At 69.6% G+C, this 21958-nt stretch carries 26 protein-coding genes; 19 read left to right on the top strand and 7 right to left on the bottom strand.

Annotated elements, in window-relative coordinates:
- From ACZ6YV_RS12045 to ACZ6YV_RS12010, 8 genes are all read left to right on the top strand, one after another.
- Positions 1-1305: a glutamyl-tRNA reductase gene (locus ACZ6YV_RS12045; RefSeq protein WP_465509594.1), complete on the top strand. Its 1305-nt coding sequence runs from the start codon at positions 1-3 to the stop codon at positions 1303-1305.
- Positions 1306-1312: 7 nt separating this feature from the next.
- The gene (gene hemC, locus ACZ6YV_RS12040) at positions 1313-2260 is read left to right on the top strand and encodes a hydroxymethylbilane synthase (RefSeq protein WP_465509593.1); all 948 of its coding nucleotides are present in this window, start codon (positions 1313-1315) and stop codon (positions 2258-2260) included.
- Positions 2261-2320: 60 nt separating this feature from the next.
- Complete coding sequence (locus tag ACZ6YV_RS12035; protein WP_093939093.1) at positions 2321-3853, top strand: bifunctional uroporphyrinogen-III C-methyltransferase/uroporphyrinogen-III synthase; 1533 nt, start codon at positions 2321-2323, stop codon at positions 3851-3853.
- 127 nt (positions 3854-3980) lie between these two features.
- The gene (locus ACZ6YV_RS12030; protein WP_465509592.1) at positions 3981-4352 is read left to right on the top strand and encodes a hypothetical protein; all 372 of its coding nucleotides are present in this window, start codon (positions 3981-3983) and stop codon (positions 4350-4352) included.
- Between the two features lie 141 nt (positions 4353-4493).
- A complete protein-coding gene (gene hemB, locus ACZ6YV_RS12025) occupies positions 4494-5465 on the top strand; it encodes a porphobilinogen synthase (protein ID WP_465509591.1) in 972 nt (323 codons plus the stop codon).
- 10 nt (positions 5466-5475) lie between these two features.
- Positions 5476-6027: a hypothetical protein gene (locus tag ACZ6YV_RS12020; protein ID WP_465509590.1), complete on the top strand. Its 552-nt coding sequence runs from the start codon at positions 5476-5478 to the stop codon at positions 6025-6027.
- Positions 6024-6482 (top strand): hypothetical protein, encoded by a 459-nt coding sequence (locus ACZ6YV_RS12015; protein ID WP_465509589.1) that lies wholly within the window; start codon positions 6024-6026, stop codon positions 6480-6482. The genes ACZ6YV_RS12020 and ACZ6YV_RS12015 overlap by 4 nt, the downstream gene beginning before the upstream one ends.
- Positions 6460-6834: a hypothetical protein gene (locus tag ACZ6YV_RS12010; RefSeq protein WP_465509588.1), complete on the top strand. Its 375-nt coding sequence runs from the start codon at positions 6460-6462 to the stop codon at positions 6832-6834. The genes ACZ6YV_RS12015 and ACZ6YV_RS12010 overlap by 23 nt, the downstream gene beginning before the upstream one ends.
- Positions 6835-6840: 6 nt before the next feature.
- On the opposite strand, the gene ACZ6YV_RS12005 is transcribed toward ACZ6YV_RS12010, so the two are convergent.
- Positions 6841-7332: a TspO/MBR family protein gene (locus ACZ6YV_RS12005; protein ID WP_465509587.1), complete on the bottom strand. Its 492-nt coding sequence runs from the start codon at positions 7330-7332 to the stop codon at positions 6841-6843.
- A gap of 122 nt (positions 7333-7454) precedes the next feature.
- Here ACZ6YV_RS12005 and hemL point away from each other — a divergent pair, with 122 nt between their 5' ends.
- The 8 genes from hemL (at position 7455) to ACZ6YV_RS11965 (ending at position 15606) form a co-directional block, all read left to right on the top strand.
- Positions 7455-8759, top strand: coding sequence for a glutamate-1-semialdehyde 2,1-aminomutase (gene hemL / locus ACZ6YV_RS12000; protein WP_465509586.1), 1305 nt, complete (start codon positions 7455-7457; stop codon positions 8757-8759).
- On the top strand, positions 8756-9388 hold the full coding sequence (locus ACZ6YV_RS11995) for a histidine phosphatase family protein (protein ID WP_378238425.1): 633 nt from the start codon (positions 8756-8758) through the stop codon (positions 9386-9388). Before hemL ends, ACZ6YV_RS11995 begins: the two co-directional genes overlap by 4 nt.
- The gene (locus tag ACZ6YV_RS11990) at positions 9385-9966 is read left to right on the top strand and encodes a TlpA family protein disulfide reductase (RefSeq protein WP_465509585.1); all 582 of its coding nucleotides are present in this window, start codon (positions 9385-9387) and stop codon (positions 9964-9966) included. The genes ACZ6YV_RS11995 and ACZ6YV_RS11990 overlap by 4 nt, the downstream gene beginning before the upstream one ends.
- 94 nt (positions 9967-10060) lie before the next feature.
- Positions 10061-10732 carry a rhomboid family intramembrane serine protease gene (locus ACZ6YV_RS11985; RefSeq protein WP_465509584.1) on the top strand — a complete coding sequence of 224 codons (672 nt, stop codon included), beginning with the start codon at positions 10061-10063 and terminating at the stop codon, positions 10730-10732.
- Positions 10733-10828: 96 nt separating this feature from the next.
- Positions 10829-11602 carry a cytochrome c biogenesis CcdA family protein gene (locus ACZ6YV_RS11980; RefSeq protein ID WP_378238428.1) on the top strand — a complete coding sequence of 258 codons (774 nt, stop codon included), beginning with the start codon at positions 10829-10831 and terminating at the stop codon, positions 11600-11602.
- Entirely contained in the window at positions 11599-13176 is a 1578-nt protein-coding gene (resB, locus tag ACZ6YV_RS11975) for a cytochrome c biogenesis protein ResB (protein ID WP_465509583.1), read from the top strand. The genes ACZ6YV_RS11980 and resB overlap by 4 nt, the downstream gene beginning before the upstream one ends.
- 5 nt (positions 13177-13181) lie before the next feature.
- Complete coding sequence (gene ccsB / locus ACZ6YV_RS11970) at positions 13182-14153, top strand: c-type cytochrome biogenesis protein CcsB (RefSeq protein WP_465509582.1); 972 nt, start codon at positions 13182-13184, stop codon at positions 14151-14153.
- 79 nt (positions 14154-14232) lie between these two features.
- Positions 14233-15606, top strand: a complete 1374-nt coding sequence (locus tag ACZ6YV_RS11965) for a MinD/ParA family ATP-binding protein (RefSeq protein WP_465509581.1) — start codon at positions 14233-14235, stop codon at positions 15604-15606.
- A 1-nt stretch (position 15607) separates the two neighbouring features.
- Here ACZ6YV_RS11965 and ACZ6YV_RS11960 read toward each other — a convergent pair whose 3' ends face one another.
- A complete protein-coding gene (locus ACZ6YV_RS11960; RefSeq protein WP_005151794.1) occupies positions 15608-15790 on the bottom strand; it encodes a hypothetical protein in 183 nt (60 codons plus the stop codon).
- Positions 15791-15939: 149 nt separating this feature from the next.
- Positions 15940-16152 (bottom strand): BldC family transcriptional regulator, encoded by a 213-nt coding sequence (locus tag ACZ6YV_RS11955; protein WP_005151795.1) that lies wholly within the window; start codon positions 16150-16152, stop codon positions 15940-15942.
- A 248-nt stretch (positions 16153-16400) separates the two neighbouring features.
- Here ACZ6YV_RS11955 and ACZ6YV_RS11950 point away from each other — a divergent pair, with 248 nt between their 5' ends.
- From ACZ6YV_RS11950 to cds1, 3 genes are read left to right on the top strand one after another with little or no spacing between them, the layout of a single operon-like run.
- Positions 16401-16874: an Lrp/AsnC family transcriptional regulator gene (locus ACZ6YV_RS11950; protein WP_410606010.1), complete on the top strand. Its 474-nt coding sequence runs from the start codon at positions 16401-16403 to the stop codon at positions 16872-16874.
- Between the two features lie 11 nt (positions 16875-16885).
- Entirely contained in the window at positions 16886-17164 is a 279-nt protein-coding gene (locus tag ACZ6YV_RS11945; RefSeq protein ID WP_378238433.1) for a DUF4229 domain-containing protein, read from the top strand.
- Positions 17161-18243, top strand: a complete 1083-nt coding sequence (gene cds1 / locus ACZ6YV_RS11940) for an L-cysteine desulfhydrase Cds1 (RefSeq protein ID WP_465509580.1) — start codon at positions 17161-17163, stop codon at positions 18241-18243. Before ACZ6YV_RS11945 ends, cds1 begins: the two co-directional genes overlap by 4 nt.
- Positions 18244-18522: 279 nt before the next feature.
- On the opposite strand, the gene ACZ6YV_RS11935 is transcribed toward cds1, so the two are convergent.
- The 4 genes from ACZ6YV_RS11935 to ACZ6YV_RS11920 form a co-directional block, all read right to left on the bottom strand.
- Positions 18523-19392 (bottom strand): 1,4-dihydroxy-2-naphthoate polyprenyltransferase, encoded by an 870-nt coding sequence (locus tag ACZ6YV_RS11935; RefSeq protein WP_465509579.1) that lies wholly within the window; start codon positions 19390-19392, stop codon positions 18523-18525.
- 93 nt (positions 19393-19485) lie between these two features.
- Entirely contained in the window at positions 19486-19644 is a 159-nt protein-coding gene (locus ACZ6YV_RS11930; RefSeq protein ID WP_167336152.1) for a hypothetical protein, read from the bottom strand.
- Positions 19645-19706: 62 nt separating this feature from the next.
- A complete protein-coding gene (gene menE, locus ACZ6YV_RS11925) occupies positions 19707-20831 on the bottom strand; it encodes an o-succinylbenzoate--CoA ligase (protein WP_465509578.1) in 1125 nt (374 codons plus the stop codon).
- Between the two features lie 154 nt (positions 20832-20985).
- The gene (locus ACZ6YV_RS11920; RefSeq protein ID WP_378414977.1) at positions 20986-21909 is read right to left on the bottom strand and encodes a 1,4-dihydroxy-2-naphthoyl-CoA synthase; all 924 of its coding nucleotides are present in this window, start codon (positions 21907-21909) and stop codon (positions 20986-20988) included.
- Positions 21910-21958: the final 49 nt, after the last annotated feature.

Here is a 21958-nt window from a genome sequence, read left to right as displayed (position 1 = left end):
ATGAGCGTGTTGGCGGTCGGGCTCTCGCACCGCAGTGCCGAGCTGAGCACCCTGGAGCGCGTCGCGGTCCCCGCGACCGACGTGACCAAGGTGCTCCACGAACTGCAGCAGGCCGAGCACGTCAGCGAGGCGATCCTCGTCTCGACCTGCAACCGCATCGAGGTCTACGCCGTCGTCGAGACCTTCCACGGTGGCCTCAACGACGTCTCCGACGTGCTCGCCCGCCAGGCCGGGATGCAGCCCGCGGACCTCTACGAATCGCTGTACGTGCACTACGCGGGCGCCGCGATCGAGCACCTGTTCTCGGTCACGTCCGGGCTGGACTCGATGGTCGTCGGCGAGACGCAGATCCTCGGCCAGATCCGGTCCTCCTACGCCACCGCGCGCGAGGCGGGCACCGTCGGCCGCACGCTGCACGAGCTGATCCAGACCACGCTGCGCGTCGGCAAACGCGTCCACTCCGAGACCGGGCTGGACCAGCTGGGCGCGTCGGTCGTCTCCGAGGCGCTGGCCGCCGCCGGTGGCATCGCCGGCAAGCACGCGCTGATCGTCGGCGCCGGTTCGATGGGCGCGCTGACCGCGTCCCACCTGCGCAAATCCGGGATCGGCGAGATCACCGTCGCCAACCGCACCGAAGCCAGGGCCGCCCGACTCGCCGCCGCGAGCGTCGAGCAGGGAGTGCCCGCGAAGGCCGTCCAGATGAGCGGGATCGCGGCCGCCGTCGCCGAGGCGGACGTCGTCGTCTGCTGCACCGGCGCGAACGCCGCGGTGTTCACCGCCGAGCACGTCCCGGCCCGCGCCGGGCGACCGCTGGTCGTCTGCGACCTCGGCCTCCCGCGCGACGTCGACCACGACGTCGCCGAGCTGGCCGACGTCACCGTGGTCGACCTCGAAACCATCCAGCGCCGCATGCGCGAAGCGGGCACCCCGACCACCGAACGCCAGACCGCGAAGGCCACCGGCATCGTGCTCGACGAGGTGCGCGAGTACCTCGCCGGTCAGCGCAGCGCCGAGGTCACCCCGACGGTGACGGCGCTGCGGCGCCGGGCGGCCGAGGTGGTCGACGCCGAACTGCTGCGGCTGGACAACCGCCTGCCGGACCTCGAAGCCGGGGTCCGCGAGGAGGTCGGCCGCACGGTCCGCCGCGTGGTCGACAAGCTGCTGCACGCGCCGACGGTGCGGGTCAAGCAGCTGGCCGCCGAGACGGCCGACACCGATTACGCCAACGCGCTGCGCGAGCTGTTCTGCCTCGACCCGCAGGCGCCCGCCGCCGTGGCGAGTCCCACCGCTACGAAAGACGAGTGAGCATCAAGTGAGCAGAGTCATCCGTATCGGGACGCGCGGCAGCAAGCTCGCCCTCGCGCAGACCGGCACCATCGCCGACGCCCTGCGTGCCACCGGGGCCGAGGTCGAGCTCGTCACCGTGACGACCCCGGGCGACAGGTCGTCCGCGCCGATCCCGACGATCGGGGTCGGTGTCTTCACTTCCGCGCTGCGCGAAGCCCTGCTGCGCGAGGAAGTCGACGTCATCGTGCACTCGTACAAGGACCTGCCGACGAAGCCGGAGCCGGGCATCACGCTCGCCGCCGTGCCGCGCCGCGAGGACCCGCGTGACGCGCTGATCGCCCGTGACGGGCTCACTCTCGGTGAGCTTCCGCCGGGTTCGACCGTCGGCACCGGCTCGCCGCGGCGCACCGCGCAACTGCGCTCGCTCGGTCTCGGTTTGGAAATCGTGCCGATCCGAGGCAATATCGACACCCGCATGCGCAAGGTGATCGACGGAGAGCTCGACGCCGTCGTCCTGGCGCGTGCCGGACTGGCCAGGATCGGCCGGGCGGAGGAGATCACCGAGACCCTCGACCCGATCCAGATGCTGCCCGCGCCCGCACAGGGTGCGCTGGCGGTGGAGTGCCGGACCGGTGACGTGGACATCGAGCACCTGCTCGGGTCCACAGTGGACGATGAAGGCACTCGTGCCGTGGCGACCGCCGAGCGGGCGCTGCTCGCGGCATTGGAAGCCGGATGCAGTGCACCGGTCGGAGCGCTGGCGGAGATCGTCGAGGACTTGGACGCCGAAGGGCGGGTCGTCGAGCGGATCTCGCTGCGGGGCACCGCAGCCGTCGAAGGAGACGGGGACGCGGTCGACATGGTGCGCGCTTCCGCGCTCGCCGACATCCGTGATGCTGAACAGCTCGGCCGGACACTGGCCGCCGAGCTGCTCGACCTGGGGGCGGGCGCGCTGTCCGGCCCCGCCCAGTGAGTCAGAACGTTGAAGGTAGGGCCGCGATCGACTGCGGCCGCTCAAGAGGAGAACGCACAGATGACCCCCGCGCGTAAGACCACCGGGCGTGTCGCCTTCGTGGGCTCGGGCCCCGGTGACGCCGGTCTGCTGACCGTCCGCGCTCAGGAGCTGCTCGCCAAGGCCGAGGTCGTGGTGACCGACCCGGACGTCCCTTCGGGCGTCCTGGCCCTCACCGCCGAGGGCGCCGAAGTGCGCCCCGCCGTCGGCGAGGCCACTGAGGTAGCCAAGGACCTGGTGAATGAGGCCAAGGCCGGACGGCTGGTGCTCCGGCTGATCGCCGGTGACCCGCTGACCCAGCCCGCCGTCGTCGCCGAGGTGCAGGCCGTTTCCCGGACCAGCGCCGTCTTCGACATCATCCCGGGCGTCTCGCCCGGCGCCGCCGTCCCGGCGTACGCCGGTGTCGCGCTCGGCGGCACCCACACCGAGGTCGACGTCCGCGGCGACGTCGAATGGGCCGCACTGGCCGCCACCCCGGGCCCGATCGTGCTGCACGCGACTTCGGCGCACCTCGCCGAGGCCGCGTCCGCGCTGACCGAGCACGGACTGGCGCCGACCACCCCGGTCGCGGTGACCTCCAACGGCACCATCAACACCCAGCGCACCCTGGACACCACGCTGGCCACCGTCGCGAACGAGGCGGGCGAGCTCGTCGGCCCGCTCATCGTGACCATCGGCCAGGCCGTCGGCCAGCGCTCGAAGCTGTCGTGGTGGGAGTCGCGCGCGCTGTACGGCTGGAAGGTCCTGGTGCCGCGCACCAAGGAGCAGGCCGGTGAGATGGCGGAGCGGCTTCGCGGCCACGGCGCCACCTCGCACGAGGTCCCGACCATCTCGGTCGAGCCGCCACGCAGCCCCGCTCAGATGGAGCGCTCGGTCAAGGGCCTCGTCGACGGCCGCTACCAGTGGATCGTCTTCACCTCGACCAACGCCGTCCGCGCGGTGTGGGAGAAGTTCGAGGAGTTCGGCCTCGACGCCCGCGCGTTCTCCGGCGTGAAGATCGCCTGCGTCGGCGAATCGACCGCCGCGAAGGTGCGCTCCTTCGGCATCATCCCGGAGCTGATCCCGGAGGGCGAGCAGTCCTCGGAGGGCCTCCTCGCCGAGTTCCCGCCGTACGACGACGTGCTCGACCCGGTCGACCGCGTGCTGCTGCCGCGGGCGGACATCGCCACCGAGACCCTTTCGGCCGGCCTGCGTGAACGCGGCTGGGAGATCGACGACGTGACGGCGTACCGCACCGTGCGGGCCGCGCCGCCGCCAGCCGAGACCCGCGAGATGATCAAGACCGGCGGTTTCGACGCGGTCTGCTTCACCTCGTCCTCGACCGTGCGGAACCTCGTCGGCATCGCCGGCAAGCCGCACACCCGCACGCTGGTCGCGTGCATCGGCCCGAAGACCGCGGAAACCGCCGTGGAGTTCGGGCTGCGGGTCGACGTCCAGCCCGAAAAGGCCGACGTCCCGCACCTCGTCGACGCGCTCGCCGAGCACGCCGCGCGGCTTCGCGCCGAAGGTGCGCTTCCGCCGCCGCGCAAGGCGAAGCGGGCCCGCCGCTCCTGATTCCGTGAAAAGCCCCCTTTCCACATTTCGCGTGGGAAGGGGGCTTTTTCGTTCCTTAGTGAGTCTTTACCGCGCGCGAAGCAGTGGGGCGTAGCTTCGTGGGTTCGACAATCACTGGGGAGTGATCATGAAGTCTCTCGCACGGGCCGCCGCCGTCCTGGGTGTGCTGGCCCTCGGTTCCGCCGGATTCGCGGGCACGGCGGCCGCGGCTCCCAGCTCGTTCGAGGTGTGCAGCCCGCTCGGTTGCGCGGCGCAAAGTATCCGGACCACCATCGGTCGGGGAGAGGCGTTCGCCACGCTGACCGACAACTCGCCGACGTCGACTCTCATCGCGCAGTTCATCGTGTCTCCGCCGACTCAGGTCTCCATCATCCAGGTCGGCGATGGGGAGACCGTGGCCGTGATCATGTTGCCGAGCACTTGGAGTCGGCTGACGGTGAAGGCCTGCGCCGACAGCATGTTCAACTGCAACAGCGAGTCCATCATCCGGCTGCCCTGATCCTGCTCGTTTGAAGTACGTGAAGGCCCCCTTCATTGCGCTAGGCGCAATGAAGGGGGCCTTCACGTACTTCCTCGCCGCTCACGCGGCTTCCAGCGCCTGCGGACCGCCTCTCAAGCGAGCCGGAGTACCGTCGGAGGGGTGTTTCCTGAGCATCGTCCCCGCAGGCTCCGTACCACTCCTGCCATGCGAAGGCTGGTCGGTGAGACGACGCTGCGCCCGCGCCAGCTGATCCTCCCGATGTTCGTGGCCGAGGGCGCCGACGCGCCCCGCCCGATCTCCAGCATGCCCGGCGTCGTCCAGCACACCCGCGACACGCTGCGCAAAGCCGCCGTCGAAGCGGTCAACGCCGGTGTCGGCGGCCTGATGCTGTTCGGCATCCCGAAGACGCGTGACGCCGAGGGCTCCGGCGCGATCGACCCGGACGGCATCCTCAACGTCGCCCTGCGCGACTTGAAGGCCGAACTCGGCGACGCGACGGTCCTGATGGCCGACACGTGCCTCGACGAGTTCACCGACCACGGCCACTGCGGCGTCCTCGACGCCGACGGCGGTGTCGACAACGACGCGACCCTGCGCCTGTACGCGGAAATGGGTCTGGCGCAGGCGGAAGCGGGTGCGCATCTGCTCGGCCCCAGCGGCATGATGGACGGCCAGGTCGGCGTCATCCGCGCCGCGCTCGACCGCGCCGGGCGCACGGACACCGGGATCCTCGCGTACTCGGCGAAGTTCGCCAGCGCGTTCTACGGCCCCTTCCGCGAGGCCGTCGACTCGCAGCTGAAGGGCGACAGGAAGACGTACCAGCAGGATCCGGGCAACGTGCGCGAAGCGTTGCGGGAGATCGAGCTGGACATCGCCGAGGGCGCCGACATGATCATGGTCAAGCCCGCACTGTCCTATTTGGACGTCATCAGGGCCGCAGCCGAGGCGTCGCCGGTTCCCGTGGCGGCGTACAACATCTCGGGCGAGTACGCGATGGTCGAAGCCGCCGCGGCGAACGGCTGGATCGAGCGCGAGCGCACTGTCCTCGAGGTGCTGACCTCGATCCGCCGCGCGGGCGCGGACATGATCCTCACCTACTGGGCCGCCGAAGCCGCTGCTTGGCTCGACTAGGCTGCGTCGCGTGAGCGACAGCGAAGCGGGCGAAACGGACGACGAACGCCGCAAGCGTGGGAGGGCACCCGACCCGATCCTGCCTGGTCAGGCGCCGCCGAAGATCGCGGCGCCGAGGCTGGTCACCGTCTCGTTCTGGCTGTGGATCCTGGCCGGGGTCGTCCTGGTGGCGGGGCAGATCGCCCTGCTGGTGCTGAAAGACGAACTGACCGCCGGGATCCTCGACCAGATCAAGAAGAACCCGGTCCCCGGCCAGCCCGCCGACCCGGCGCTGGTCGCTTCCGGTGTGAACACCCTGCTGTGGATGCTGTTCGGTGGCGCTGTCACCTTCGCCGTCCTGTTCGCGCTGTTCGCCTACAAGGCCCGCGAGGGGACACGATCGGCCCGCACGGTCCTGACCGTCGGTGCGGTCTTCCTGGTCTTGGTGGAGCTGCTGATCCTTCGCGGCTCGCTCAACGTGTTCCTGCTGGTGTCCACCCTGCTGGTGGCGATCGCGCTGATCCTGATGTACCTGCCCAGCGTCTCCGACTACTTCCCGAAGGTCGGGCGCAACCTGCCATGACGCCCGAGCCGGCTGCTCTCTACGGCGAACCCGGCGTCGGCTGGACGGCGTTGCTGTGGGCACCGCTGTTCGCCGCCGCCGGGCTGCTCGCCGAACTGGCGACCGGCGGGCCGGTCCACTGGCTGGCCTGGCTCCTCGTCGCGGCGGGGCTGGTGCTGATCACGGTGCCGTGGGTGTACGCCCGCCGCCGCTTCCTCTCGCTCGAAGTCACCGCCGACGGCTTCCGGCAAGGCCGGGAAACCCTGGAAGCGGCCCGGATCGCCGAGGTCCTCGGTGACGAAGAGACCCCGGTCGGATCGCGGGTCCTCGGGGGCGGCTGGACGATCCCCAAGAAGCACGGCGAAGTCGGGTTGAAGCTCGAAGACGGCGTTTTCGTCCGCGCTTGGGCGAAGGATCCGGACGCGCTGCGCGAGGCTCTCGAGGATTTGGTGCGTGCTCGCACCACAGAGTCATGAGAAACTGCTCACCGTGATCGACCTTCCCCAGCCGACCGGTGCCGATCTGTGGCCACCGGAGGACGCCCGGCCCGCGGCCCGGCTGCACAAACCCCTGCGCGCTCTGGTGGGGGCCGTCGAGTTGTTCCTCGCCGCGCTCGCGGTGTGGGGCGCCTTCGCCTGCTGGAAGGCCGGCGTCGTCCCGGTCGTGATCACCTACAACGAAACGACGATCCTCGAATCGCAGCGCTACTTCGGCGGCCCGCTCGCCGGCGCCATCGGGCTGGGCCTGGTGGCCGCGATCCTGGTGGTGGACGCCATCCGCCAGTTCCTGCTCGCCGTCCGCGCCAAGGGCCGCAAGCCCAAGGACTAGCACGACCTAGTTCAGCCAGACGACGGCGGCGTTGACCGCGGTCGAGAACAGCAGCCACAGCAGGTACGGCACCAGCAGCCAGGCCGCGAGTTTCGACCGGCGCGCGAACTCCATCATCGTGATGGGCACCACGAAGTCCAGGACGACGACGTCGGCCAGCGCCAGGGCGTGCGCGCTGCCGGCGAAGAACAGCGGCGTCCACAGCAGGGTCAGCAGCAGGCAGAGGCCGTAGAAGGCGAATCCGCGCGTTTCGCCGTCGGTCCGCCAATAGCACCAGCCCGCGACCGCGACCAGGAGCAGCAGGGCCGACCACACCGGGCCGTAGAGCCAGCCGGGCGGCGCCCACGACGGGCGGGCCATCGCGTTCTGCGCTTCCGAGCGGGTGGCCACGGCGAGCGCGGCCACCGCTCCCACGATCGCCGACAGGGCGACGAATCCGGCCAGGGCCTGCCAGCGCAGGCGGCGATGGTGGGTCGGCGGTGATGGCACCGTGGACACGTGGATTCCTCCGCGAGGGTTTCGACGGGAGTGCTTCCCACCCTAGTGGGGCTGATCACGCCACGCCCGGAACCGCGAGGACTCGGCGGCGGGTGTCATCCGGGATTTGCGAGACTGGGGACGTGACTACCGGAGTCGATCAGTCCAAGGCATGGTTCGAACGAGCGAAGGCCGCGATCCCGGGCGGGGTGAACTCCCCGGTGCGGGCCTTCAACTCCGTCGGCGGAACCCCGCGGTTCATGGTGCGCGGCGAGGGCCCGTATCTCTGGGACGCCGACGGCAACCGCTACGTCGACCTGGTCTCCTCGTGGGGGCCGATGATCCTGGGGCACGCGCATCCGGACGTCGTCGCCGCGGCGCGTGAAGCGGCCGTCGACGGGCTGTCGTTCGGCACGCCGACCCGCGGTGAGGTCGAACTGGCCGAGGAGATCATCGGGCGTGTCGAGCCGGTCGAGCAGGTCCGCCTGGTCAACTCCGGCACCGAGGCGACGATGAGCGCGATCCGGCTGGCCAGGGGGTTCACCGGCCGGGCGAAGATCATCAAGTTCGCGGGCTGCTACCACGGTCACGTCGACGCGCTGCTCGCCGAAGCGGGCTCCGGCGTCGCGACCCTCGGCCTCCCGACGTCGCCCGGTGTCACCGGCGCGCAGGCTGCCGACACGATCGTCCTGCCCTACAACGACCTCGACGCGGTCCGGAAGTCCTTCGCGGACAACCCGGACTCGATCGCCGCGATCATCACCGAAGCCGCGGCGGGCAACATGGGCGCCGTCGCCCCTGCCGAAGGTTTCAACGCCGGGCTCAAGGAGATCGCGCACGAACACGGCGCGCTGCTGATCATGGACGAGGTGATGACCGGGTTCCGCGTCTCGAAGGCGGGCTGGTTCGGCCTCGAAGGCGTCGCCGGTGACCTGTACACCTTCGGCAAGGTGATGTCCGGCGGGCTGCCGGCGGCGGCCTTCGGCGGTCGCGCCGACGTGATGGCGAAGCTGGCCCCGGGCGGGCCGGTGTACCAGGCGGGGACGCTTTCGGGGAACCCCGTCGCCGTCGCCGCCGGGCTCGCGACGCTGCGCGCGGCCGACGACGCCGTGTACGCGGCCCTCGACGCCAACGCGAAGCGGCTCGGCGACCTGTTCGACCGGTCGCTGACCGAGGCGGGCGTCGCGCACAGCGTGCAGTACGCGGGCAACCTGGTCAGCGTGTTCTTCGGCCAGAACCCGGTGACGGACTACCCGGGCGCACAGGCCTCGGAGACCTGGCGGTTCCCGGCGTTCTTCCACGCGCTGCTGGACAACGGCGTGTACGGGCCGCCGAGCGCGTACGAGGCCTGGTTCGTCAACGCGGCCATGGGTGACGCCGAGTTCGCGATCATCGAGTCCGCGCTGCGTGTCGCGGCTCGCGCGGCGGCCGAGGCGGTCCAGGCGTGAGCGAGACGACGATCGTGCACCTGCTCCGCCACGGCGAAGTGCACAACCCGGACAAGATCCTGTACGGCCGCCTGCCCGGCTTCAAGCTCTCCGACCGCGGCCAGCGCCAGGCGCTGACGGTCGCCGAGGCCGTCGCGAAGCACGACATCACGCACGTCGTCGCTTCGCCGCTTCAGCGCGCGCAAGAGACCGCGGCGCCGATCGCGGCCGCGCACCGGCTCGACGTCGACACCGACGAGCGGCTCATCGAGGCGGACAACCAGTTCGAGGGTGAGCGGGTCGCCGTCGGCGATGGGGCCCTTCGCCAGCCGAAGCACTGGCCGAAGCTGGTCAACCCGTTCCGGCCGTCGTGGGGCGAGCCGTACGTCGAGATCGCGCACCGCATGCTCGGCGCGATCTACCGGGCGCGGCAGGCGGCCGAGGGGCACGAGGCGCTGTGCGTCTCGCACCAGCTGCCGATCTGGACCGTGCGGCGGTTCCTGGAGGCGAAGCGCCTCTGGCACGACCCGCGCGTCCGGCAGTGCTCGCTCGCGTCGCTGACCAGCCTGGTCTTCGAGGGCGAAGAACTCGTGCGGATCGTCTACAGCGAGCCCGCCGGCACGACCGACCCGAAGGTGACCGGGGCATGAAGCGCGCGCTGGCGGCCATGGCGGTGCTGCTGCTCGTCGTCACGGGTTGCAGCACCGGCAAGGACGCCGTCGTCACCGGCGGCACGTTCAACTTCGTTTCGCCGGGCGGGAAGGTCGACATCACCTACGACGTCGCGGACCGCCAGCCGTCGCCGACGCTGTCCGGCGACGACCTGATGAACGAGGGCAAACAGCTTTCGATCGCCGACTTCCCCGGCAAGGTCATCGTGCTCAACCTGTGGGGCCAGTGGTGCGGGCCGTGCCGCGTCGAGGCGCCGGAGATGCAGAAGGTCTACGACCAGACCAAGGCGTCCGGTGTCCAGGTGGTCGGCATCGACCTGCGCGACAACGACCGGGCCCCGGCACAGGACTTCATGCGGGACCGGAAGTTGACGTACCCGTCGATCTACGACCCGTCGGGGCGGACGCTGCTGCAGCTCTCGGGCTATCCGCGCAACATCATCCCGTCGACGATCGTGCTGGACAACCAGCACCGCGTCGCGGCGGTGTTCCTGCGGGACCTGCTGGCCTCGGACCTGCTGCCGGTCGTCCAGCGCCTGGCCGCCGAACCCGCCTGACCGCATTCAGAGGACGAAACGCGACGGCTTGTCGGTCGGGGCGGCTATCCTCCTGTTCCGCCACGTGGAGTGGCTCTGAACTGGGGAGAAGGAAATGACGACCGCTTCGGACGTGCCCAGATCCGGTCAGCGTGACGCCGAGGCCATGATCGCGGAGGCCAAGAAGGCCTTCTGGGTCATGGTCGGCGCGCTCGTGGTGCTCTGGTTGATCCAGATCTACAACGCGGTGGACGGCTACAGCCTCATGTACGAGTACGGGACGCGGGCGCGTGAGATCAGCTCGCTGCCGACAGTGCTCACCGCGCCGCTCCTGCACGCCAGCTGGGGACACATCGAGTTCAACTCGGGACCGCTGTTCATCTTCGGGTTCCTCGCGGCGTATCGCGGGGTGAAGAAGTTCCTCAGCGTCACGGTGCTGATCGCGGTGCTGAGCGGGCTGGGCGCCTGGACGCTCCACGACTCCGGCACGGTCGGGGTCGGGGCGAGCGGCCTGGTCATGGGGTACTTCGGGTACGTCCTCGTGCGCGGGATCTTCGACCGGCACAAGATCGACATCGTCATCGGGCTGGTGATGGCGCTGTGCTTCGCCTACCAGTTCGCCGGCCTGTTCCCGCAGGACGCCGGGATCAGCTGGCAGGCGCATCTCTTCGGCTTCCTCGGCGGCGTGATCGGCGGCTGGGTGTTCCGGGACCGCCGTCCCAAGCCCGAGGTCACGGCGCCCGCTTTCCCCACCATCCCGCTGACACCGCCCGACTCCCTCAAGTAACGGGGACGGGACCAACGTCCTGACCGGGTGCGACGTAGGTCCCGTTGAGGACGCCCCGGCGTTTTCACTTGGACCACACTGCCTACGCTCAGCCGGGTGAACTCCGTTTCCGAGCTGGCCCTCTCCGGGCCGCTGCTGCTCGCAGCGGGTGTCGCGCTGCTGGCCGGGACGATCTCCTTCGCGTCGCCGTGCGTCGTGCCGCTGGTGCCCGGGTATCTCGCGTACCTGGCGGCGCTGGTCGGCGCGGACGCCCCCGCGGTCAGCGCCGACGAGGAGCGCAAGAAGGGCCGCTACGCCGTCGTCGGCGCGGCGGCGCTGTTCGTGCTCGGGTTCACCGTCGTCTTCGTCGTGACGCTGGGGACGCTGGTCTGGATCGCCGACACCGTCGCGCTCAACATGGACCTCCTCCAGCGCCTCGGCGGCGTGCTGACGATCGCGATGGCGCTCGTCTTCCTCGGCTGGATCCCCGGGCTGCAGCGCGAGTTCCGGTCCCACCACGTGCCGCGCGGCGGACTGTGGGGCGCGCCGGTGCTCGGCGCGGTGTTCGGGCTCGGCTGGACGCCGTGCATCGGGCCGACCCTGTCCGCGGTCATCTCCATGGCCAGCGCCACCGGCGGGGCGGCGGCGCGTGGTTACGTGCTGATCCTGGTCTACTGCCTCGGCCTCGGCCTGCCGTTCCTCCTCATCGCGTTCGGTGCCCGCTGGGCCGTCCGCGCCACCGACTGGCTGCGCCGCCACGGCCGTCAGGTGCAGATCTTCGGCGGCGCCCTGCTGCTGATCGTCGGCGTCCTGCTGGTGACCGGGCTGTGGGGCGACATGACCGGCTGGATCAGGAACACCCTCGTGACCGACCTCAGGCTGCCCTTGTGACCACCGAATACCGCCCGACGCCGCTGAAGCGTGTCCTCGCCTTCCTGCGCAACACCTGGCGCGGATTGACGTCGATGCGCACCGCGCTGGTGCTGCTGTTCCTGCTCGCGCTCGCCGCGATGCCCGGCGCACTCCTGCCGCAGCGGAACCTCAACGTCGCCAAGACCGACGAGTACATCGCCGCGCACGGCTGGTGGGGCGAACTCCTCGACCGCACGCAGTTCTTCGAGGTCTACGGCAGCGTCTGGTTCTCGGCGATCTACCTCCTGCTGATGGTCTCGCTCATCGGCTGCCTCGCGCCACGCAGCCTCGAATACGCGAAGGCGATGCGCGCGAAGCCTGTGCTCGCGCCGCGCAAGCTCTCGCGGATGCCGCACCACCTGTCCACCACGACCGATCGGACCCCCGAGACGGTCATGAAGGACACTCACACGCTGCTCAAAGGCTGGCGCCGCGTCGAGCGCGAAGAGGCCGACGGCGTCCGAAGCATCTCCGCCGAACGCGGGTACCTCCGCGAGACCGGCAACGTCGTCTTCCACTTCGGCATGCTCGGCCTGATCATCTTCTTCGCCCTCGGCAAGATGTTCGGCTACGAGGGCCAGGTCATCGTCCAAGCCGACAACAGCCCGTGGTGCAACTCCGGCATCCTCGGCTACGACACCTTCAACGCCGGGCTGCGCGTCGACGGCACCGACCTGAACGCCTTCTGCATCCGGCTCAAGGACTTCGAAGCGCGCTACACCGCGACTGGGCAGGCGAACTACTACCACTCCAATATGGAGTACCAGTCCGGCGAAGACCTGAAGACCGGCGTGTGGAAGCCGTACGGGCTCGAGGTCAACTCGCCGCTGCGCACCGCGGGCGACCGCGTCTACCTGCTGAACTTCGGCTACTCCCCGAAGTTCACGGTGACCTTCCCCGACGGCACCGTGCGCACCAACATCACGCCGTGGCGCCCCGCCGACGAGCCGACGAAGCTCTCCGAAGGCGCGACGAAGATCGACCAGCCCGGCATCACCGACCCGATCGAACGCCGCACCCGTCAGCTCGCGATCACCGGCCTGCTCGCCCCGACGGCGTTCATGCACGGCAACGTCCTGACGTCTTCGCGGCCCGAGGCGAACAAGCCGGCGGTGGCCGTCGACATCTACCGCGGCGACCTCGGCCTCGACGCCGGTCGCGGGCAGTCGATCTTCCAGATCGACCAGTCGCTAGTCGCGGACGGCAGGCTCAAGAAGCTCACCCGGCAGAACCTGGACCAGGGCCAGGAGACCGTGCTGGACGACGGCACGAAGGTCCGCTTCGACGGCGTCCAGGAATGGGTCGCCATCCAGGTCTCGCACGATCCGGTGCAGGGCTGGGTGCTGGTCTGCGCGGTCGCGATGCTGATCGGCCTGGCGGGATCGTTGCTGGTCAAACGGCGCCGGGTGTGGGTGCGGGCGACCCCGGCGCGCGAAGGCGAGACAGGTACCGTGATCGAGGTCGCCGGGCTGGCGCGCACCGATCAGGCGGGCTACGGCGAAGAGTTCCAGCGGATCAGCGGCAAGCTGGTCCAGGGGCAGAGAGGCAACTAGAGGTCATGCCGATCAACGAGACGCTGTCCCAGTACAGCGACTACTCCTACACCACCGCGACGGCGATCTACGTGCTCGCGCTGATGTTCACCCTGGTCGAGCAGGGTTTCGGCGCGAAAGGCCGCCTGGCGACGGAGCGCAGCAAGCAGCGCGTCCGCGAACTGGTCGGCGCCGGCGGCCCGTCGGTGACCACCGTGAGCCCCGCCGAGCCGCCGCGTGAGGTCGGCCGCCCCGAGCGCATCGGCCGCATGGGTGCCGCGCTGCTGGTGCTCGCCGCGCTGCTGCACCTGTCCGCGATCGTGCTGCGCGGGTTCGCCGTGCACCGCGCGCCGTGGGGCAACATGTACGAGTACGGCATGGCCACGACCTTCATCGCGGTCCTGACCTGGATCGTCATCCTGCGGAAGTTCCCGGTCCGCCACCTCACCGGCTTCCTGCTCACGCCGGTCGTGATCCTGATGTTCATCAACGGGACGATGCTGTACACGACGGCCGCGCCGGTCCAGCCCGCGCTGCAGTCGTACTGGCTGATCATCCACGTCTCCGCGGCGATCATCGGCTCGGGCGTCTTCCTGGTCCCCGGTGTCGCGAGCGTCCTCTACCTCTTCCGCTCCGCCCACGACGGAAACCCGGCCAAGTTCCCCAAGTTCGGCCCGAAGCTGCCGACAGCGGACGTGCTCGACCGCATCGCCTACCGCACGACCATCTTCGCGTTCCCGGTCTTCACCTTCGGCGTGCTGTGCGGCGCCGTCTGGGCCGAGGCGGCCTGGGGCCGGTTCTGGGGCTGGGACCCGAAGGAGACCGTCGCGTTCGTCGCGTGGGTCATCTACGCGGCGTACCTGCACTCCCGCGCCACCGCGGGCTGGCGGGGCAAGCGGGCGGCGATCATCAACGTCGTCGGGTTCTCGGCGACGGTGTTCAACCTGTTCTTCGTGAATCTGGTGACTTCGGGCCTGCACTCCTACGCCGGGGGCTGACCGTCACCGCTGCACGCGAGCCGACTACCGTCAATACTGAGGTAACGGGGGAAGACGTGCGCGGAGGAGGAATTCAGCGGTGACCGGACCCAGCGAAGAATCGGCTCCTGGCCACCCCGAACCCACCGAGAGCGCCGAGCCCTCGGAGTTGTTCTCCGAGGACAGGACGGACTCGGCGCCGCATCCGCCCGCGAGCGCCTTCGAGGCCGAGCCGACGCAGGTCGTCCAGCCGCAGTACTCGCAGCAGCAGGGCCAGTACGCGCCTCAGCAGCCGCCGTTGCCGCAGCCGTCGCAGGGGCAGTACCAGCAGCCCTACGACCAGAACCTGCCCCCGCTGCAGCCGCAGCAAGCCCAGCAGGCGCCGCCTCAGCAGGCCGCCCAGTACCCGCCTCAGCAGCAGTACGCGCCGCAACAGCCTGTTCCGCAGCAGGCCGTCCAGCAACTACCTGTCCAGCAGCAGCCTGTCCAGCAGCAAGGCGTGCCGGGGCTTCCGCAGCCGCAGGGCAGGCACGCGCTCCCGGACGAACTCGCCACCGCGAGCCTGGTCAAACCGCAGAAGCGCAAGCCGCAGTCGGGCTGGCGCAAGGCGCTTTACGTGGGCACCGGCAAGCTCGTCAACCCGGGGGAGAGCCCGGCCGACACCCGCAAGCGCGAGCTGATCGCGCAGATCAACCAGCCGCTGCGCGGGTGCTACAAGATCGCGATGCTGAGCCTCAAGGGCGGCGTCGGCAAGACCACCACGACGACCACGCTGGGCTCGACGTTCGCTTCGCTGCGCGGTGACCGGGTCGTCGCCGTCGACGCGAACCCGGACCGCGGGACGCTGTCGCAGAAGATCCCGATCGAGACCACCGCGACCGTCCGGCACCTGCTGCGCGACGCGGACAAGATCACCCGCTACAGCGACGTCCGTTCGTACACGTCGCAGGGCGGGAGCCGGCTGGAGATCCTCGCCAGCGAGCAGGACCCGGCGGTTTCGGAGGCGTTCTCCGAGGACGACTACCGGCGCACGGTCAACCTGCTGGAGCACTTCTACAACATCGTGCTCACCGACTGCGGGACCGGTTTGATGCACTCGGCGATGAAGGGTGTCCTGGACGTCGCGGACGCGCTGGTGGTGGTGTCGTCAGGCTCCGTCGACGGGGCGCGCAGTGCTTCGGCCACGCTCGACTGGCTGGAGGCGCACGGCTACGGTGACCTGGTCAAACGGTCCGTCGCGGTGATCAACTCGGTGCGGCCGAAGGGCGGCTCCGTCGACCTCGACAAGCTCTCCGCGCACTTCGGCGCACGGGTCCGCTCGGTCTGCCGCATCCCGTTCGACCCGCACCTGGAAGAGGGCGCGGAGATCGAACTGGACCGGCTCGACGCCGACACCCGGCTGGCCCTGCTGGAACTGGCCGCCACCGTCGCCGACGGCTTCGGCGGCCAGCAGTACCAGCCGATTCAGCCCTAGCCTATTCCTTGTCCTCGTCTTTACCTTTGCGCTGCTGCTCACCGAGCTTGCGCAGGAAGTCGGGGTCGTCGTCCGGGGCCAGAGTCGGCCGCGACGAGGGCACCCCGACCCGCTCGATCCCGAACGCGCGCCACAAAACCACGGCGACGGTGAGCGCTCCGATGGCCGCGAGCAAATAGATCATGCTCGGTCCCTTTCCGCGTGGAGGACGTTGCTCAGTCCCACGAGGCTAGCCTCTTTGCCGCACACGGGGGGACCCATGGATACCCCAATGTGACGAAGGGCCATTGCGAACCCTTCGTCACTGGAGTCCCTTTTGGGAGAAATGCCTGGTCAGACCTTGCGGGCGGGCTCGCTGGCGTCGGTGGTCAGCTCGGCGAGGAGCTCGTTCACTTCGGCCTCACGGAACCGGCGGTGCCCGCCGGGAGTGCGGATCGAGCCGATCCGGCCCGCGGTCGCCCAGCGGGTCACGGTCTTGGGGTCAACCCGGAACAGGGCCGCCACTTCACCGGGGGTGAGCAACCTTCCGCCCATGGTCGCGGTCATTTTCCGCCTCCTTCACGGCTTCACTGCTAAACCGGAGGCGGGCACAGTGCCCGTCGTGCCGGGTAGCCAACACGGCAATCGTTGCATCTCACCCGTCAGGTACTCGAACGGTTGTCCAACAGTAAAGAGCCCTTAAAGGTCAAAACCGACAACCGCGACATGCGCATCCGCGCGCGAAGGACTTGTCACGGATGTACGAAAACGCGCCCTGATCTCGCGAATCGGGCCGTGGCCCCTAAGGTGTAGCGGTGGACCAGGTGGATCGGAAGATCATCGCGGCATTGCGGGAGAACGGCCGGGCTACCTATGCCGACCTCGGCCGGTCTGTCGGGCTCTCGGCCTCATCAGTGCACGAGCGGGTCGGCAAACTCGAGGCCGCCGGCGTCATCACCGGCTACCACGCCATGGTCGATCCCAGCACGGTCGGACTCGGGGTGACGGCGCTGGTCGGCATCCATCCCACCGACACCGCGACCGAGGAAGACGTCGCGGCCGCGCTCGGCGCATTGGACGAGGTCGAAAGCTGCTACGCCGTCGCGGGTGACGAAGCGTTCGTCGTCAAGGTGCGCGTGGCGACCGTCGACGACCTGGAGCGGTCGCTCAACCGGCTGCGGCGGATCCCCGGCGTCGGCCGGACGAACACCACCGTCGTGCTTTCCACCCGCTTCGAAGGCCGCCCCAACAACGCGGGCCTGGACGACGTGCAGAACGGCAACGCGTAGCCTCCGTTGATGTGAGCGACAATCACCTGCCCCGAGACCTGACGTTGTACGTGCTGGCCAGGTTCGCCCTGGTGGGGGTCATCGGCGGCGGGTTGCTGCTGGCCAACGTCCCGCTGCTGGTCTCGCTGCTGATCGGGCTGGTCGTCGGACTGCCGCTGGGCCTGCTGCTGTTCCGCCCGCTGAACGCGCGCGTGACCGCCGGGCTCGCCCGCCGCAACGAAAAGCGCGCTCGCGCCCGTGCCGAACTGCGCTCCCAGCTGCGCGGCGACCGAGTGGACGGGGCAGCGTGAGCCGGCTGCACAGCCGCAGCTGGGTCCGCGAAGCCGTCCGCATCATCGAGGCCGACGCGAACCGCAGCGCCGACACGCATCTGCACGTCTTCCCGCTGCCCGCCGAATGGGGCATCGACCTGTACCTGAAGGACGAGTCCGTCCACCCGACAGGCTCGCTCAAGCACCGGCTCGCGCGTTCGCTGTTCTTGTACGGGCTGGTGAACGGCCAGATCGGGCAGGACACCGTGCTCGTCGAGGCCTCCAGCGGCTCGACGGCGGTCTCGGAGGCGTACTTCGCGCGGATGCTCGGTCTGCGGTTCATCACCGTGGTGCCGCGCAGCACCTCGCCGGAGAAGATCGCGCTCATCGAGTTCTACGGCGGCGAATGCCACTACGTCGACCGCGCGCCGGACATGTACCCGGAGGCCGAGCGGCTCGCTTCGGAGTGCAACGGGCACTACCTCGACCAGTTCACCTACGCCGAGCGCGCGACGGACTGGCGCGGGAACAACAACATCGCCGAGTCGGTGTACGCGCAGATGCAGTCCGAGCGGCACCCCGTGCCGACGTGGATCGTGGTCGGCGCCGGAACCGGCGGCACGAGCGCGACCTTCGGCCGCTACGTGCGCTACAAGCGGCACACCACGAAGATCGCCGTCGTCGATCCGGAGAACTCGTCGTTCTACGGCGCCTGGGAGACCGGCGCGCTCGACTACGCGACAGGCATGCCGTCGCGGATCGAAGGGATCGGGCGGCCGCGCGTCGAGCCGTCGTTCGTGCCCGGCGTGATCGACGAGATGCTGCAGGTGCCGGACGCCGCTTCGCTGGCGGCCATCCGGGTGCTGCGCGAGCGGACCGGGCACTGGGCGGGTGGCTCGACCGGGACGAACCTCTTCGGCGCGTTCACGCTGATCTCGCGGATGGTCTCGGAAGGCCAGGCGGGCAGCATCGTCACGCTGCTGTGCGACGGCGGCGAGCGGTACGCGAACACGTACTACGACGACGGGTGGCTGGCGCAGAAGAACATCGACATCGCGCCGTACCTGGAGAAGTACCGGGAGTTCCTGGTGAGCGGGAAGCTCGCTCCGGAGGCCTGACGGGGGCCGGTCGGGGACGTCGCGAAAGCCACTTTCGCGACGTCTGATGTCCCGAAAGTGGCTTTCGCGACACGGCTGAGCGGTCCTAGCGCAGGTTCGCCCGATCACCAAAAGAGCAAGGGACCTTTGCTATCGCCTGGGCTATATCTTGTGGTCGGCCCGTGCTGCGGCAGGCACGGGTAGTGGGTCGAAGCGGGAAGCCCAAGGAATGAACGGTCCATTCACGCCTCCTCGCTCCGGAGGCCTGAGCGGGGACTGAAGGGCCCCTTCAGTCCGGCTCTAGAGCGCGAGAGCGACCGCGGTCAGGATCGCCCACCCCAGCATGGCGAACCCGGTGTCCCGCAGCGCCGGGATCAGCGCCCGGCCCTGCGCGCCGCCGCCGACGGCCTTGACCGACTTCAGCAGAAGAGGCGCGGTCAGCAGGCCCAGCAACGCCCACGGCGTCACGAAGGCGAGCGCCACGCTAACGACGTACGGGACCGCGACCAGCGCCAGGTAAAGCTGTCGGGTGCCGGCGTCGCCGAGCCGGGTGGCGAGCGTGCGCTTGCCGGACTCGATGTCGGTCGGGATGTCGCGGAGGTTGTTGGCGGTCAGCACGCCGGTCGAGAACGTGCCGACGGCGACCGCGCAGCCGAGCGCCGTCCAGCTGAGCTGTCCGGCTTGGACGTACACCGTGCCCAGCACGCCGGCCAGTCCGAAGAAGACGAAGACCGCGATCTCGCCGAAACCGTAGTAGCCGTAGGGCTTCTTGCCGCCGGTGTAGAACCAGGCGCCGAGGATGCAGACCGCGCCCATCGCCAGCAGCCACCACAGGCCGCTGATCGCGACGAGCATGAGCCCGAGGACTCCTGCGAGCCCGAGTGAAACGAGAGCGGCTGTCAGGACCGCTTTCGGCTTCGCGACCCCGGAGCCGACCAGCCGCAGCGGGCCGACACGGTTTTCGTCGGTGCCGCGGATGCCGTCGGAGTAGTCGTTGGCGTAGTTGACGCCGACGATCAAGGCCAGCGAGACCAGCAGCGCGAGAACCGATCGGGACCAGGAGAAGCCGTCGAGCGCGACAGCGGCGCCGACTCCGGCGACCACCGGCGCCACCGCGTTGGGCAGGGTCCGCGGGCGCGCCCCTTCGATCCATTCACCAGCAGTCGCCATGCCGCCATTCTGGCCCTGGCGGCTACCGGCCGGTATGCGGGGCTCGTCACCTGCTCGCGGTGCCGAGCCACCGCGAGCAGGGGACGAATCGCGCTACTTCAGGTTGTTGATCGTGTCTTCCAGGGTCCAGGTGAGGGTGCCGCTGTTCGGAACGGCGGTTTCCGGTTCGTCCGCCAGCGCGGGCCCGGCCAAAGCGACCAAGCCCATCGTGACGGCGGTGCAGGCCAATACTGTGCGTGTCCAGCGCGTCATACCTAGACGTAAACCCGCGGGTAATGATCGTGTCAACAATGTCCCAGTAATCGGTGGAGAATTCACGACCTTCGTAGGAGATTCCGGACGGCCGTTCTGTCGACCTTTCCAGGGCCCCGCAACGGGAGTTCTTCGGCGAACTCGACCCGCTTCGGCGCGGCCGCCGCACCGGCCTGTTCACGGCACGCCGCACGCAGCGAATCGACGTCGCAACCAGCGCCGACGACGAGCGCGACGACGGCCTCGCCCCACTCGGGGTCAGGTACCCCGACCACGCACGCGTCCCGGATCCCGGGTTGTCCGGTCAAGATCCGTTCGACGGCCGCGGCGGCCACCTTCACCCCGCCGGTGTTGATCATGTCGTCGACCCGCCCGAGGATCTCCAGGCGCCCGTCGGCCGACCACCGGCCGCGGTCGGAAGTGCGGAACCGGCCCGCCTCGAAGGCCTCCGCTGTCAGGTCGGGTCGCAATCTGTAGCCGTGCGAGAGCACGTCACCCGTGATACAGACCCGCTCGTCTTCGAGTTCGACGTGTACTCCGTCCAGCGGTACGCCTTCGTAGACGCAGCCGCTGGCGGTCTCGCTCATGCCGTACGCGGGCACGATCTTCAGGCCCGCTTCGGCCGCGCGCTCGCGGAGTCCGGCGGTCGTGGCCGCGGCCCCGATCACGATCGCGTCGAAGGCGCGGGCCGCCGCCAGCCCAGGGCCGCCCGCGTCGAGCAGCCGGCCGAGCTGAGTCGGCACGAGCGCCGTGTAGCGCGGCCCGTCGAGGGCCAGCAGCGGCGCGGCGGCTTCGGCGAAGTCGTCCGGCCGGAAACCGGAGGCGTGCAGCGCGGCGGGCGTCGTCCCGGCCAGCAGCGAACGGACCAGCACCTGCAGCCCGCCGATGTACTGCGCCGGGGTCGCGAGCAGCCAGTGCCCCGGCCCGCCGAGCCGCGTGTGGGTGGCGTGCGCCGACGCGGCCAGCGCGGCGGCCGAGAGCAGGACGCCCTTCGGCTCGCCGGTGGATCCCGAGGTGGCGATGATCACCGCCGTCCCGGGCTCGGCCGGGCGTGTCGGCTCCATCGCGTCCCGCAGAGCGCCGGACGCGTAGGGGAGGACAGCCGGGCCGCCGCCGAGCGCCTCGGCCAGCGCCGCGGTCAGCCCGGCGATCGACTCCGGACTCCCGTCCACCTCCACGGCACGCATCGCTCCACCCTAAGCGCCCGCCCACCAGATCGCGTTTAGCCCGCTAAACGCAGGTCAGGCCCGGGGGCCTCCGGATCGCGTTTAGCCCGCTAAACGCAGGTCGGCGCCGGAGGGGGCACAGATCGCGATTAGCGGGCTAAACGCAGGTCGGCGGTCAGTAGTAGTACGGGAAGGCCGACCAGTCGGGGGAGCGTTTCTCCAGGAAGGAGTCGCGGCCCTCGACGGCTTCGTCCTGCATGTACGCCAGCCGCGTGGTCTCGCCGGCGAAGAGCTGCTGGCCGACCAGGCCGTCGTCGGTGAGGTTGAACGCGTACTTCAGCATCCGCTGCGCGGTCGGCGACTTGCCGTTGATCGCCCACGCCCAGTCCAGCGCCTCGGTCTCGAGCTCCGCGTGCGGGACGGCGGAGTTGACCGCGCCCATCGCCTGCATCTGCTCGGCCGTGTACTCGCGTCCGAGGAAGAAGATCTCCCGCGCGAACTTCTGCCCGACCTGCTTGGCCAGGTACGCCGAGCCGTAGCCGCCGTCGAAGGAGCCGACGTCGGCGTCGGTCTGCTTGAACCGCGCGTGTTCGGCCGAGGCGAGCGTGAGGTCGCACACCACGTGCAGCGAGTGCCCGCCGCCGGCCGCCCACCCGGGGACCACGGCGATCACCACCTTCGGCATGAACCTGATCAGCCGCTGAACCTCGAGAATGTGCAGCCGTCCGGCCCTGGCCGGATCGATCGTGTCGGAGGTCTCCCCGTCCGCGTACTGATACCCGGAGCGTCCGCGAATACGCTGGTCACCACCGGAACAAAACGCCCAGCCGCCGTCCTTCGGCGACGGGCCGTTGCCGGTGAGCAGGACGCAGCCGACGTCCGAGCTCATCCGCGCGTGGTCGAGCGCGCGGTACAGCTCGTCGACGGTGTGCGGACGGAAGGCGTTGCGGACCTCGGGACGGTCGAACGCGACACGCACCACACGTTTGCCTGAGCGGCTCTCAGAGGAGCGGTGATAGGTGATGTCGGTGAAGTCGAAACCTTCGACCTCGGTCCACAGGGCGGGGTCGAACAGCTCGGAAACCTGGGCGTCATCCACGTTTGGGAGAATAGGACGTGTGGCCGTGAGTCGTAGTGTGAAACCCGAG

The organism is Amycolatopsis sp. NPDC102522 (genome assembly GCF_055584485.1).
The sequence above is the reverse complement of the archived record's forward strand: the minus strand, read 5'-3'. Positions and strand labels throughout refer to the sequence as shown.